The sequence below is a fragment of the Chengkuizengella axinellae genome, assembly GCF_030730905.1.
Classification (GTDB): Bacteria; Bacillota; Bacilli; order Paenibacillales; family KCTC-33759; genus Chengkuizengella; species Chengkuizengella axinellae.
Genome location: NZ_JAVAMP010000004.1, coordinates 273,445 through 287,225 on the forward strand (window position 1 = coordinate 273,445; position 13,781 = coordinate 287,225).

Sequence of the window (13,781 nt, forward strand, 5' to 3'; positions counted from 1 at the left end):
TGAATTAAAACAATGTATTTTTCTAAGGATTTAACAAACTCAATGTATAAAGCTAAGTAAATAAAAAAGCTCTCATTCTGCTCAATAATAAATACAGAATGAAAGCTTATGATGTTAAATTCTTTATTTGTTATTCTATAATTCCATTTGATATACGATAATAGTCAGATGCTTTTTTATAGAATCTATATTCATAATAATAATTTGCCAACTCTTCGGCCAGGGATGTAACCAAGGAAGTTTGACTTTCTTGTAATGCTAAATCAATTGTCTTTTTCATTTGTTTCTCGTAATAAAGTTCGTCTCCTCTACTTTTATAAATTTGTGCTTTTATTCCATTTAACTCCACATAAAGATAAGATAAATTATTAATATTAGCAATTTCTAACGCTATAGATAAATAATGATCTACCTTTTCCCAATTTTTCTTTTTGAGATAGATTTCTAACATGGCATTATAAGAATATATTTTATCCTTTTTCACTTCTAGACTATCGATAATGTCAATCGCTTTCTCAAAATGAAAAATAGCTAGTTCATCATCTTCCATTTTTTGATAGACTCTACCAATGTTATATTCAATAGATGATTGTAGTTGAAAATCAATTCGTTCTTTTTCTTCAAGTCGTTCTTGAGCAGTGTTTAGGTATTTTAAAGATTCTTCTAAGCGATCCATCAAATGATACTGAACCGCTATTGTAATCATGGTTTTTATAATTCCCATTGTGAAATTATTCATTTCAAATATATGCAATGCTTTCTTAGAGTAAATTAGACTTAAACTTTTATCTTCTAAAATACGCTGCTTTACTATACTAATATTATAATAAAATTTTGCACTTTCCATAGAAAATTCATCTTCAATAAGTCTCTCAGCTTTTGTTAAATAGTAGTTTGCCTTTTCATAAAGCTGTTTTGTAAAAAAGTAATTGCCATATTTTCGATATAAATAAATAAAATCTTTATGATAATGATCATGAATTGAATCCTCATTTATGACTCTCTTAGAAACATCATATAGTTTGTCTGTTTCCTCTACATTATGATTAGTGTAATGACCGATTAATACCCCAAAAATTTTAGCCAAAAGATGTTGAGTATGTACTTCAATAGAATTCATGTGCAAGAATGTAAGGTCTTGATCATCGATTGTTGTCTCATTATCTACATACTTATTTACAATCTCTTCTATTTTTTCTTCTTTGTGTGCTTGACTATAATTTCCTGTTATATCTTCGATTGTAATAGATAATCTTTGACAAATATCATTTAAAAATGAATTCGATGGTTTAATCTTCCCATTCTCAATTCTACTTAAATAGGTTATAGAAGAAATCCCTTCTACTAATTCTCCTTGAGTCAGTTTTTTATGTATACGAATTTGTCTTATTTTTTCTCCAATATCTATATCAGACCCCTCCCAAATATGAAAATCTTCACGTTCTTTTAGATTTTATTTTAATAGGTAAAATCAATCACTAATATAATTAGGATAACCTATAATACATATATCATTATTAAAATTATGAGTCACTAAATTTTCTAAGACTATCGATTCACTCATTTTTTCAAAACCTTTGAAATGAAAGTTAGCAGGTGCGACTTCTCCACCTATAATTTTAGGTGCATACATCAATATAATTTTATCAATTAATTTAGCCTCTAACATCGCTCCATTTAACCTGCCCCCACCTTCTAATAAGATGGATCCAACTCCTTGCTCAGCTAATTGTTGCATTGCTATTACTAAATCAACGTGTTTATTATTTCCACATATTATGACACTGATACCTTGTTGTTTAAAATGGTCTATTGTATTACAAGGTGCATTTTCAGTAGTTAATAAAATGGTCTTTGCACTTTTATCCTGTATCGCTTTTGAATCAAGTGGAGTTCGTAAATTCGAATCCACAATAATCCGAATAGGATGTAGACCTATAACAGGAAGTCTTGTCGTAAGAGATGGATCATCTGCAATCACGGTCTCAACTCCAACCATTATAGCTTGATGCTGATGTCTCAACGTGTGAATATACTCACGTGAAGTTTCATTCGTAATCCATCTACTGTCTCCCGTTTTTGAAGCAATTTTACCATCTAAAGTAGATGCGGTTTTTAATGTTACAAAAGGCATCTTTTTTGTAATGAATTTACTGAACATTTCATTCAACCTAATAGCATGTTTTTCTAGTACACCTACTTCTACCTCTATACCTGCATCTTTTAATATTTGAATTCCATGACCAGAGACTTGAGGGTTGGCATCTTGACATGCAATCACAACTCTACTTACTTTTTCTTTTACTAATCGTTCTGCACAAGCTGGAGTTTTCCCATAATAACTACATGGTTCCAATGTTACATAGGCTGTGCTACCTTCTGCATCTTTTCCAGCCATCTGTAAAGCCTGCACCTCAGCATGCTCCGTACCCATCTTCAAGTGTGCACCCATCCCAATAATTCTTCCTTTTTTTACGATGATACAACCCACAACAGGATTTAAAGTAGTTTGTCCTTTTGTTGCTTCTGCTAGTTGTAAAGCTAGTCTCATATAAGTTTCATCGTTCAATTGCTGCAATATATCACCTCTTGTCACTATCAAAATATAAATATTTCCTATACTATTTTTTGCTGGATAAATGAAGAAGCCATAGCTGTTATAATACTCGAATATGTGACAACATCAAATTTAATCATTTGTCCTACTCTATAATGATGCTTACTATCTGTTATGTCTATAATTAAATGATCACTACTAGCTCCTTCAACTGAAATATTTGGATCGATTGGATGTAATCCATTCATATCCATATCCTGTCTACCAATTGCTAAAATAACTCTTGTTCTAATTCCTTTATCTTTAAACGACTGAATATTACCAAAAGCATTCATTTTAGCACGATTTCCTCTTGGATACGAAGGTTTCTTATGAATCTCTATAATTTCTGCCTCTAATGTAACAATATTTGATTCCCAACCAGATAATTTTTTCCCATGACCAATTTCAAAACCTAAAAAGACAGATTGATTTATACGTAGATGAGTAATGCCTTTAGGTAACCTTCCTTCATAAATCATCTGAAGGCTGCTGGAATTACCCCCAGATACAATTGGCAGTAAAAGATTATATCGACGCCGGAGTTCTTCCGCTAAAGTTACTAGCATCCCATAATTTTTTTCTGTTGGCATGATTCCTCCAAAGCAAGTAAGGTTTGTTCCAATGCCTTCAAGTTGTACACCTTCAATATTAAGGATAGATTCAACGGTATGGAAGATATCGTTAATATCCTCACACCAGATACCTTCACGTAAATCCCCTACATCAATCATAAGGATGATAGAATGTACTTCATTCATTCTAGCTGCTGAATTTCCTAAAGCTCTAATGACCTTAATTTCTGAATTCAAACTATAGTCAGCGTATTTTACCACCTCATTTGTTTCACTCAATTTAGGTGATCGAAGCAGCATTTTTTTTATGTTAAGATGTTCTAGTTTCATTAAATTCTCAATACGTGAATCTGCTAAAAAATCTACTCCTGCTTCTATTTGAGCTTTAGCAAACTCTTCATTTCCACAACAACCTTTAGTAATCCCTGCCACACTAATACCATATTGACCTGCAAGTCTAACGATCTGACTCGTATTATGTTTTACTTTCATCAAATCCATATTTAGAATTGGTTTCATAGCTTTATCTCTCTTCCCATTCTTCTCGTAATACTCCCATTTTAATTGAGTCATAGTATTTTCCTTTAACGATCCTAGCTTTACGAATACATCCTTCTTCAACCATGCCCACTTTTCTTGCTAGTCTGATCATCCGTTCGTTGCCTGACCATGTAGAGATACCTACTCGAGCCACATTCATATTCTCAAAAATAAAATTTGTCCACATCTCGAAGGCATCAGTACCATATCCTCCTGACCAGTAATTTGAATCAAATATCACTAGACCATTGCAAAGCCAATTTGTCGTCTCGTCCACCCAATACCAACCAACTCGGCCAATCAGTTTGCCATCAGCTTCGATCACTAACTTGTTTCGTACTCGTTCAGTATTAACTCGATTGAGATGCTCCTGCTCCTGTATCAAAAATTGCTCATAACTCATAGGTTTTACATCATGATAAGGAGCATTCCATTTAAGATGTTCACGATCTTTAGCAAGATAGGTCCAATCATAGATGGATTTTATATCATTTAAGGTTAAATCACGCAAGATTACTTTACTTCCAACAAGGTAAATCTCGTTTTGAGACATAGAATCATCCTTTCTTTATCTTCATCTGTTAAACAATTCCAATATCTTCCCACATTAACTGGTCACGATACCATTTATCTAAAAACTTAAGTTTCTCTAATAGTCCATGACTGGTATTATCCGTAATTACGAATCCAGCCACTCGTTCTATGCTCCGATTAGGATTATCATAGGACATTCCTTCTTTTCCTGATTTTACATATTTTTTCACCCAATTGAAGGGAATGCTCTCAGGTAGAAAAATTAATTTTGCTTTTTGAGGTGGAATTAGAAGCCACCCACTCAATTCTTTAGGAACTGGAGTCCCTCTTGATTCATTCAATTCACATAAATGACGCAGCCAATACCTGCTCATGTCCACATCAAAAGCATGTTGAACCGTCTCAAGAATATATCCTCCTCCAATGCGGCTTGCAATTTCACAAAAAACGAATTCATCCTGAGTTGTATGGTAGACTTCTAAATGATATGCAGTTATGTTTGGTGTAGGATAAAAGCTCAACACCTTATAAAAATAATCACTGAGACGTTGATACATAATTTCATCGGGATGAAGTTGATAGCTTCCCAAACTCTTACTTTCTGTAAAGGCTAAGCAACCATTTATATATTTGGATATGGAAAGAATAACTGTTTCATCATTTTTTATAAGTGCATCAACATGATACATCTCACCTGCAATGTATGATTCAACCATTAGATTGTGTTCCCACGGTTTTTTAGCAAATTCAATTAATTCTTCCTTGTTATGTAAGATATTAAGGTTAACAGAAGCAGCTCCATCCCTTGGCTTAACTACGACTGGATAGCCGTGCTGTTCAATGAACTCTAACAATTCATAAAAGGTTGCAAGCGGTCGATAAAAAGGAAGTATTAGTTCATCTTTAAGGTAATTTTTCATCAACACTTTATCTCGAAAAGCGATTGCACTAGCCTCAGATTGACCCGGAATACCTAAGTGGTCTCGTAAACGACCTGCAAGTACTAGGTCAAATTCATCTTCTGCCACTATTGAAGTAAAAAAATAGGTCTGATGTAGTTCTATTGCACGAAGTTCTGCATAAAAAGCATTTGACATATCTTCTATAAGTTCAAAATATAAAAATTGATCAGAGTCAGGTAGTGGATGGGAGCTTAACACAACCAATTTGTCTACTACCTCAGGAAACAGTTCAGAATATAAATATTTCTTATAGTTATTAATTATCAAAATACTCACACTATTACCTCCATTTCTATCTTTCTTACATTTCTTGTTTGATATGCCACCATATAGCATCCTGCACTAATCAAAAAAACGAGAGAACAAATAATTAACATAATAGCAGCAGAATAATTGTCCAATAAAAACATACCGAAGGCTGGCCCCAGTGAAATTCCCAAAGAAGTTACACTTCGAAAACCAAAATAAGTACTTTTCGTTTGTTCAGAGGATAAGTCTAAAGTGCTTTGTTGAACACCAATGAACGAAATTAGTTCACCAAAGGTTAGTACAATAATTGCTATAACATAGATCCAGATAGATTCAATTTGAAAAATGGTATAAGCCAGCGCTCCAAAGAGTGATGCTATTGTTAGGAGTATGTATGGATTCCTATTTTCCAACACTTTTGTTAATTTAATTTGCAGACCAATAACCATGATGGTATTAATGATGATTAAAAATGAGTACAATCGAATACCATTTGACTCCCAATTGTATTCCATAAAGATAGGAAAGGTTGTGGTAAGTTGAAAAAATGCCATGTTAAATAGAATTCCTCCTAGTGTAATCCACAATAAGACACGGTCACGATAAATAAGCGCAAAGGATTGTCCAAGTCCAAGTTTCTCTTTAACATCTAATGTACTAAAAGTTCTAGCAAACCCAGCAGGTTTTTGAATACAAAAAAATATAAGAAGAAATAAAATTCCAGTCATAGTAGCAGTGAAATATAATGGGGCTGGACTGTTAAGTTCAATCAATAAGGACCCTAATAGCATTCCCAGTACATAACCTGAATTAAAAGCAGTCTGATCATAGCTGAGTATTTTCATCCTTATTTCAGATTTGACAAGATCAGTTAATATAGATCTGGCTACTGGATTAAATGCAATTCGAGAAAAACCACATATTGCATTAATCATAATTAATACCCAAAAATGGGTAGTGAGAGTTAGTCCGATAGTAGATACAATTGTGACCAAAAGTGTTATTAGCATAATCTCTTTCTTTCCATATCGATCAGCCAAATACCCTCCAATAATTCCCCCAAAAATACCCATAAAAGGAGAAATTCCTACAATGATTCCAATTTCCGATAATGAAAGATTGCTATTTCTACTCAAAAATATACTTAAAAAAGGGATCATTGCAGAGTTTGCGGCTCCTACAAGAAAGCTACCAAAAATTAAAATAAATATTGGTGAAAAAAAATTCAATTTAGGAATGAATTTCATATTAACCTCTCCTTCCTTATAATGTGTTAAATGTTACAATAAGCTCTTTCCATCTCACTTTTTTAAATAATTTATTCCATTGTATTACATGAATAAGGTAAAAACATATTGGGAAAATTCTATTACATTTCCGAAATACGTTTATTCATTTATTTCTATTAAGATATAAATTCATTTTTATTTAAGTTTATAAATTCCCTTTCTCTTTTTGACTTTCATTTACTAATATTAAATCCCAACAAACCTCTCTACCTGATACTTCTTGGGTAAAGTATTCATTATCTTTGTATATTTGGATCATCTCGCTTTATTTCATTTATCAAATCACATTCATTTAATTTATTTGTATATTTATGGATATTTATTATTATTTTTACATTATAATTTACATTTTTTTATCCCAATACATAATGATGTTTAGATAAGTTAATATATTTCTGCAGGAGGTTCTAAAATTAAGCACAATGTTTTTTTAGAAAAAAACTCTAATAAAGATATTTATAAATACTATAAACCTATGGATATATTATAAATATGGTGGAGGGATCACTTTGTTAATAACAAAAACACAAATAAAAACGGTTCGGATTGGGGTCGGGAAGTCATTTGGAACCTTTGGAGAATTATTGCAGGGGGCTCTTCCAGGTCAGGTTGATTTCCTCGTAACTTTTCCTATCAAATGTTACTCTTTTGCTAAATTTGTCTCTGATCCTGAGTTAAATGTGATTACCGTCTTTCCTGCTTCAAAACGCAAATCACAAAGATTGGTAAAAATGATATTGGATTATTATCATCTCCCCCTTGGTGGACGGTTAGAATTAGAAAGTAATATTCCAGTAGGGAAAGGATTAGCCAGCTCTTCTGCAGACTTGGTGGCAACAGCTCGTGCTATTTCCAATTGCTTTAATCTCAATTTATCCAACAATTTACTACAACAATTTTTAATGAAGCTGGAACCGACAGATGGTGTCATGTATCAAGGGATTTGCAGCTTTAAGCATAAAAAAGTAGAGTTAATAGAATTTTATAGAAGCTCATTACCACTTACTGTTGTAGGAATAGATGAAGGAGGTATTGTGGATACAATCCAATTTAATAAGCTACCAAAGAAATACAACATACATAAGCAATTAGAATATGAACAATTACTTTCTAATATGAAAATTGCTTTGAAACATAGAGACTTAAAAACTATTGGAAGAATTGCTACTCGAAGTACAGTGCTAAATCAAGAGATACGGCCTAAAAAATACCTTAATGAATGCTTGGAGATAAGTAATAAATTTGGTGGACTTGGTATAATCACATCTCACAGTGGGACTTGCATAGGGATATTACTCGATTCTACAGATAAGTTGTTTAATAACAAGGTCAATAAAATATCTAAGTCACTTCAAAATCTAACAGATGAAGTTATGATATATCATTCTTGGCAAGAAAAAGAGGAGGTCCCATGGCATGATTTCTAATTCAATAGTAGATACAATTGGACGTACCCCACTGGTTAGATTACGTGGAGACAACAAAATCGTTGGACAGCTCTATGCCAAGATGGAAATGTTAAATCCTTTTGGCATGAAGGATCGTGTAGCCAAAAAAATAATACTCGAAGCGAAGAAAACAGGTATTTTAAAAGAGGGAACCCCAATCATAGAGAGTTCATCGGGAACAATGGCATGTGGAGTAGCACTTGTTGGAACTCTACTTGGACATGAGGTTCATATTGTTACTGACCCTAGAATTGATCCTATTACTATGGCTAAGTTAAAATCTCTCGGTTGTCATGTTCATGTGGTCGATAAAATGGGGCATCAGGGTTGGCAAAGTGCAAGATTAGAACTTCTTTCTCAATTAATGGATGAGCTCCCCAACGCCTTTTGCCCTCGGCAGTATGAAAATCCTAATAACCCCAAAGCTTATGAAGAACTGTCCAATGAATTAATTCATGATTTGGGGGATGTTGATATACTCATAGGGGCTGTAGGAAGTGGTGGTTCTTTGTCTGGAAGTGCCAAAGCCTTAAAGAAATATAATGCCGATTTGAAAGTAATTGCGGTAGATAGTACCGGTAGTGTCATTTTCGGACAACCCGATAGAGCAAATCGTTTACAAGGGGGGCTTGGCAATAGTTTAATAGCTCCTAACGTACAATATTCTGTTATGGATGAGATTCACTGGCTTAATGATCAAGAGGCATTCACTGCCACATTGGAATTAGCTTGTAAAGAAAAAATATTTGCTGGCAATAGCTCCGGTTCCGTTTACGCTGTAGCACGTTGGATTGCAAGACAGGTTTCAGCTGAAACAAAAATTGTAGCCATATTCCCAGATCGAGGTGATCGCTACACGAATACAATCTACAATGAAGCCTATCGTAAATCGAACGGTATTAGAAGACAGCTTCCATCCGCACCCATCCGTATTGAAGCTCCTAGCGTTGTTGAATCCTGGTCTTACCTAACTATCTCAGATGTCATAGAACATCAACAGCTTGTAGTTAAAGATGTAGTACATGCTTTATAATAATCAATTTTTTTAATATTAATAAACATAATAGGGGGAATTGAAGTGAATATTCTTATCGTTGTTAGCTCATTTCGTGAGGTAGATCAGGCATATATTATAAATGGTTTTTTAAATAAAGGTGTTAAAGTAGATCTTGTTGGTGTAAATTCTTTAACAACTCGAGAATATAAAGTGTTTGGAGATGTTTTGGAAATCACAGATAAAATGGATCAGCCATATGGAAATCCCAAAGGGGAAGTTGCTCATAAATCATTAGAAACCTATGATCTAATTTGGGTAATGAACCAACCCCATCATAATATCGCTCAAGATGTTTGGCAAATTCTTTGGATGCTCTCAAAACGTGTACCGTTTGTCAATAGTGTTGAAGGAATGCTCTTTTTAAACAATAAAAATAATTTAGGTGCTATCGTACCGAAGGAACATTTAATCGAAAACTACGCTGCTAACTCCTATGATCAGCTATGGTCAATTTATGAGAAGAAAAGTAAGGAGAAATGGGTACTCAAGCCAACTAATGCTGGCTGCGGAGAAGATGTATACACTCTCTTTCCAAATGAATCTAACGTAAAAACCATTATGCAATCAATGACAGGTAATGCAATGTCTCAATCTATTATAACGAAAGATGTTGGTCTGATTGGCCTTCAGAACAAATATTGCTTAATTCAGAAATATATTCCAGAAGTAAAAGAGCTTGGAGACAAACGAGTTATTTTAGCAGGAGGAAAAGTAATTTGCCAGTACAGAAGAATCATGCCAGAAAATGATCATCGTTCCCACGATTTCCATGGTGGCAGCATAGCAGAATACACCCTCACTTCCGAAGAACAATCCTTTTGTGAAATGTTGGCAAAGAGATTACTAGATAATGGAATATCTTTTGTTGGGATCGATATGTCTTATCCATATTTGTTGGAATTCAATATCGTAAATCCAGGTGGAGTAGAGAGTGTCGAAAGTGTGACAGGTATTGACCATACTGATGAGGTCATCGAAGCAATTCTTAATGCTTGCTTAAATAAATCTAACTCTATTTTATAAAAACACATTGGAGAAAGGAAGAAATCAATATGAGTAAACATATTGTTATCGTTGAGGCTACTACATCTGGTTCAGGTTTAGAAGTTGTGAAAAGTGCATGTGAAACAGGGCTTTACGTAAGTTTTGTGTCCAAAGACCCTCAGCGATACATGAAAGGTGAAGAGGAATCAAGTATTTTAAAAAAAGTGGAGAACTTGATTACTGCTGATTCAAATAGTGTGAGTGCTTTAAAAGTAACGATAAAACAATTAAACGAATTGCATACTGTAGATGGTATTATTTGTTTGACAGATGGTCATATCGAAACGGTCTCTCGAGTTGCTCGTGATTTAAGTTTGAATTTCATGAATCCTGAGGCGGTCTCTATTGCTAGGAATAAAGATCAGACTCGTTTAGTGTGTGAAGAAAATCGTATTCCAATTCCAAAATTCCAAATCGTTGATGATGTTGAAACAGCATGTGAAATCGCTAAAAAATGGGGTTATCCATGCATAATAAAATCATCACGAGGAACAGGTAGTGCACAAGTATTCTTATGCCGTAATCAAGAGGAACTTTTATCTAAATTTTCGATTATCCATGAGAAGAAAGAGCTTACAAGCGGGTTAATACTTCTTGAAGAATTTGTTTGTGGGCCACTCTATAGTATAGAAGGAATTACATACGATGGTAAAACGACTTTCCTTGGCATTACTGATCGAATGATGGGAGCTCTCCCTCACTTTGTAGAAATAGCTGACTCCTTTCCAGTACAATTAGAACCAAATATGTTTGAAAAGGTAAAGAAAGTTATTGGTAAACTACATGAAGCAATCGGTGTTGATTATGGTATGACTCATACTGAATTTATATTGACTGAAAATGGACCAGTAATTGTTGAAATGAATCCACGTTTGGGAGGTGGGATGATTGGTCCTATGATCTCGGAAAGTTACGATATTGATATTTACAAACAAATTATTAATATTGCCATTGGAAAAGCCCCTATCATCCCTGACAATCCTATTGCTGGTGCCTCTGAATATTTCATATATTCCACTCGTGAAGGAGTAGTCAGTCAAATCAAAGGAGAAGAACTAGCTAAAAAGTATCCAGGGGTGCAAAAAGTAGTAATTACCGCAAAATCTGGTGACATGATCACCTCGCCAACTGATTTCCGCGGTGAAATTGGCTATCTATGGACAGTCGGATCTAATGCAGAAATGGCTGCAGCTAATTGTCGTTCTGCAGCAGGAGCAATATCAGTTGATTTTGTTGTAAGTAATGACATAAGAGTACAGGAAGGTACAAGCTAAAATGCCATCAATTATTATTTTAAATAAATCAACAAACAGCATCTTCCCCTATGATCAGTGGCTGAATACATCTGATAAAGAACTTATTTTACTGAATGCAGAAGAATCTGTTGCCGATTACCAAGACAAGGAATACCTCAAGATCGAAACATTCAAAGATTATAATAATAATGATGAAGTCGAGAACCGAGTACTAGATCTAGCTAAAGAACATAACATTGAAAGACTTATCTCTGTCTCAGAATACGATTTAGTGCGAGCAGGACGTTTACGTGATCAATTATGTCTTCAAGAAGGACAAACTGAGAAAAGCGCTCTTGCCTTTCGTGATAAAACGGTGATGAAAAGAATAGCACATGAGGGAGGAGTAGCTGTTCCACCATTCCAACTTATCACTTCTTGGGAGGATATAAATAAATTTATTCTGGAGTACGGTTATCCTGTAGTATTGAAGCCTGTTGATGGTAGTGGGGCAGAGTTTGTCAACTTTATTGATAATGAAGATGATTTGTCCAGTTTCAAAACAAAGTATAAACAGCTATCATCTAATTATGAAATTGAAAAGTATATATCTGGTGATCTATATCACGTTGATGGCATGGTACTAAATGGAGAAATAATACTCTGTTGGTCCTTTCGTTATATCGATGGGTGCTCACTTCGTTCTAGAGTGATTGGAAGCTATATGTTGGACATTAATGATCCATTAAAACACCGTTTAGTTGAGTTTGTTACCCATATACTAAATGTGTTGCCTACCTCAGAATATACACCCTTTCACGCGGAAGTGTTCCACACACCAGAGGATAAATTGATTTTCTGTGAAATTGCAAGTCGGATTGGTGGTGGAAGGATTGGTGAAATGATCCACCAATCCTTTGGAATCAACCCTCGTGAATTTTGGGTAAAATTACAAGGTGGAGTACCAATAGAGAAAACCTTTAAGCAAAAACCTACTAAATATTCTGGTCAAATAATGATAAAAAGTAAAGAAGGCCGGTGCACCTGCTTGCCACAAAAAAAAGCACCAAGCTGGGTAGTAGAGTCAACTATTAAAGTTCAGTTAGGAAAGGTGTACAAGGAGGCAAAACACACCATGGATTATATTGCTACATTTGTTGTTTGTGGAGAAACAGTTCAACAAGTTATTGATCGACTAGATGAAGTAAAAATATGGTTTGAAAATGAATGTAGTTGGGAGCTCACTGAAAGAAACTTATGATAGATAACAATTCTTCAATCATTTTATTGTAAATTGACCGTTGCACCAAAAATATATTTATATAAGCAACCTCCTATGTTTATATTCTTGGTGCAACTCAAGCTCCCAACGCTCCTCAATCAAATCTTGATTAGATAAATTCTGAACCCGTGTTTCTTTCAATATAAAACCATATTTTTCATAAAGATGTTTAGCCGCTACATGTTTACTGCTTGTCCAAAGCATAATAGAATGATATCCAGCTTCCCTACAAAAATGGATCGCTTCTTGAACTAGTTTACCGCCTAGACCTGTTCCTCTTAAGGAGGGTTCTATTAAAAACAATCCTAACTGAGCAACTTCATCATTTACTTTAGTAATACCAATAGAACCCTTAGGTTTTCCATCCATTTCAACGATCCATATTCTTTCCTTTTCACTATTAGACCTATATATTATTCCTTCTACTTTTTCCTTTACAAATTGTTTAAACGTAAAATCATACTGATATTCTTTATTGTAAATTTCGTAGTGAGAATTGATAATATATTCTGCATCGTCTTTTTTAAAGGTTCGTATCATGATCACATTACTCCAATTTTTTTATTACTTATCATTCCATTGATAAAACTCTTTTCATGATATTAATAAAAAGAGTTTGGAACAATTTTGTAGGTTGATTATAACATATAAAAAATCACGTACTGATGATTCTATGGCTAAGAATAATGTGATATTTGTCGTTCTAAATATGAACTTTATCCATTAATGTTCATATTTTCAGTACAAAAAAAATAATAGTTTATCCTCTTTGGTACAAGAGATAAACTATTATTCATAATCACACTTATTTGTCCTCTTTTTTTACTTCTACAATCTCAATGTTGCAGCAATCCTTTTTCTTCTTATTTCCCTTAAGAACTGAAAGTAATCCCATGAAATCCAACCTCCCTTTTCAATTTTTATCCTTCTTTACTTTAAAGATGTAGTTTGTTTTAAACTAGAGTCAGTT

Annotated in this window: 12 protein-coding genes and 1 pseudogene; 5 read left to right on the forward strand and 8 right to left on the reverse strand. The window is 33.9% G+C overall.

The genetic code is table 11. From position 1 onward, the window contains the following. Nucleotides 1–130: 130 nt before the first annotated feature. The 7 genes and pseudogenes from Q5Y73_RS12115 to Q5Y73_RS12140 form a co-directional block, all read right to left on the reverse strand. The gene (locus Q5Y73_RS12115) at nt 131–1,120 is read right to left on the reverse strand and encodes a tetratricopeptide repeat protein (protein ID WP_305992178.1); all 990 of its coding nucleotides are present in this window, start codon (nt 1,118–1,120) and stop codon (nt 131–133) included. A gap of 123 nt (nt 1,121–1,243) precedes the next feature. Beyond that, a pseudogene (locus tag Q5Y73_RS24860) lies at nt 1,244–1,426 on the reverse strand (helix-turn-helix domain-containing protein); the annotation flags it as partial. Nucleotides 1,427–1,471: 45 nt separating this feature from the next. Beyond that, entirely contained in the window at nt 1,472–2,602 is a 1,131-nt protein-coding gene (ribD, locus tag Q5Y73_RS12120; RefSeq protein WP_371320198.1) for a bifunctional diaminohydroxyphosphoribosylaminopyrimidine deaminase/5-amino-6-(5-phosphoribosylamino)uracil reductase RibD, read from the reverse strand. 14 nt (nt 2,603–2,616) lie between these two features. After that, nucleotides 2,617–3,744: an alanine/ornithine racemase family PLP-dependent enzyme gene (locus tag Q5Y73_RS12125; protein WP_305992157.1), complete on the reverse strand. Its 1,128-nt coding sequence runs from the start codon at nt 3,742–3,744 to the stop codon at nt 2,617–2,619. Then, nucleotides 3,695–4,264: a GNAT family N-acetyltransferase gene (locus tag Q5Y73_RS12130; protein ID WP_305992158.1), complete on the reverse strand. Its 570-nt coding sequence runs from the start codon at nt 4,262–4,264 to the stop codon at nt 3,695–3,697. Before Q5Y73_RS12130 ends, Q5Y73_RS12125 begins: the two co-directional genes overlap by 50 nt. Nucleotides 4,265–4,292: 28 nt before the next feature. Beyond that, the gene (locus Q5Y73_RS12135; protein WP_305992159.1) at nt 4,293–5,483 is read right to left on the reverse strand and encodes an ATP-grasp domain-containing protein; all 1,191 of its coding nucleotides are present in this window, start codon (nt 5,481–5,483) and stop codon (nt 4,293–4,295) included. Further along, nucleotides 5,480–6,703 (reverse strand): MFS transporter, encoded by a 1,224-nt coding sequence (locus Q5Y73_RS12140; RefSeq protein WP_305992160.1) that lies wholly within the window; start codon nt 6,701–6,703, stop codon nt 5,480–5,482. Before Q5Y73_RS12140 ends, Q5Y73_RS12135 begins: the two co-directional genes overlap by 4 nt. Nucleotides 6,704–7,254: 551 nt before the next feature. Here Q5Y73_RS12140 and Q5Y73_RS12145 point away from each other — a divergent pair. Genes Q5Y73_RS12145 through Q5Y73_RS12165 form a run of 5 tightly spaced genes read left to right on the forward strand, consistent with a single transcriptional unit; the run spans nt 7,255 to nt 12,790 of the window. After that, the gene (locus tag Q5Y73_RS12145; protein ID WP_305992161.1) at nt 7,255–8,172 is read left to right on the forward strand and encodes a GHMP family kinase ATP-binding protein; all 918 of its coding nucleotides are present in this window, start codon (nt 7,255–7,257) and stop codon (nt 8,170–8,172) included. Continuing rightward, nucleotides 8,162–9,226: a PLP-dependent cysteine synthase family protein gene (locus Q5Y73_RS12150; RefSeq protein WP_305992162.1), complete on the forward strand. Its 1,065-nt coding sequence runs from the start codon at nt 8,162–8,164 to the stop codon at nt 9,224–9,226. Before Q5Y73_RS12145 ends, Q5Y73_RS12150 begins: the two co-directional genes overlap by 11 nt. Nucleotides 9,227–9,271: 45 nt before the next feature. Continuing rightward, nucleotides 9,272–10,273, forward strand: a complete 1,002-nt coding sequence (locus Q5Y73_RS12155; RefSeq protein ID WP_305992163.1) for an ATP-grasp domain-containing protein — start codon at nt 9,272–9,274, stop codon at nt 10,271–10,273. Nucleotides 10,274–10,302: 29 nt separating this feature from the next. Further along, nucleotides 10,303–11,568 (forward strand): ATP-grasp domain-containing protein, encoded by a 1,266-nt coding sequence (locus tag Q5Y73_RS12160; protein ID WP_305992164.1) that lies wholly within the window; start codon nt 10,303–10,305, stop codon nt 11,566–11,568. 1 nt (nt 11,569) lies between these two features. Continuing rightward, nucleotides 11,570–12,790, forward strand: a complete 1,221-nt coding sequence (locus Q5Y73_RS12165) for an ATP-grasp domain-containing protein (RefSeq protein ID WP_305992165.1) — start codon at nt 11,570–11,572, stop codon at nt 12,788–12,790. 57 nt (nt 12,791–12,847) lie between these two features. Here the strand turns inward: Q5Y73_RS12165 and Q5Y73_RS12170 are convergent, their stop codons facing one another. Continuing rightward, nucleotides 12,848–13,351 carry a GNAT family N-acetyltransferase gene (locus Q5Y73_RS12170; RefSeq protein ID WP_305992166.1) on the reverse strand — a complete coding sequence of 168 codons (504 nt, stop codon included), beginning with the start codon at nt 13,349–13,351 and terminating at the stop codon, nt 12,848–12,850. Nucleotides 13,352–13,781: the final 430 nt, after the last annotated feature.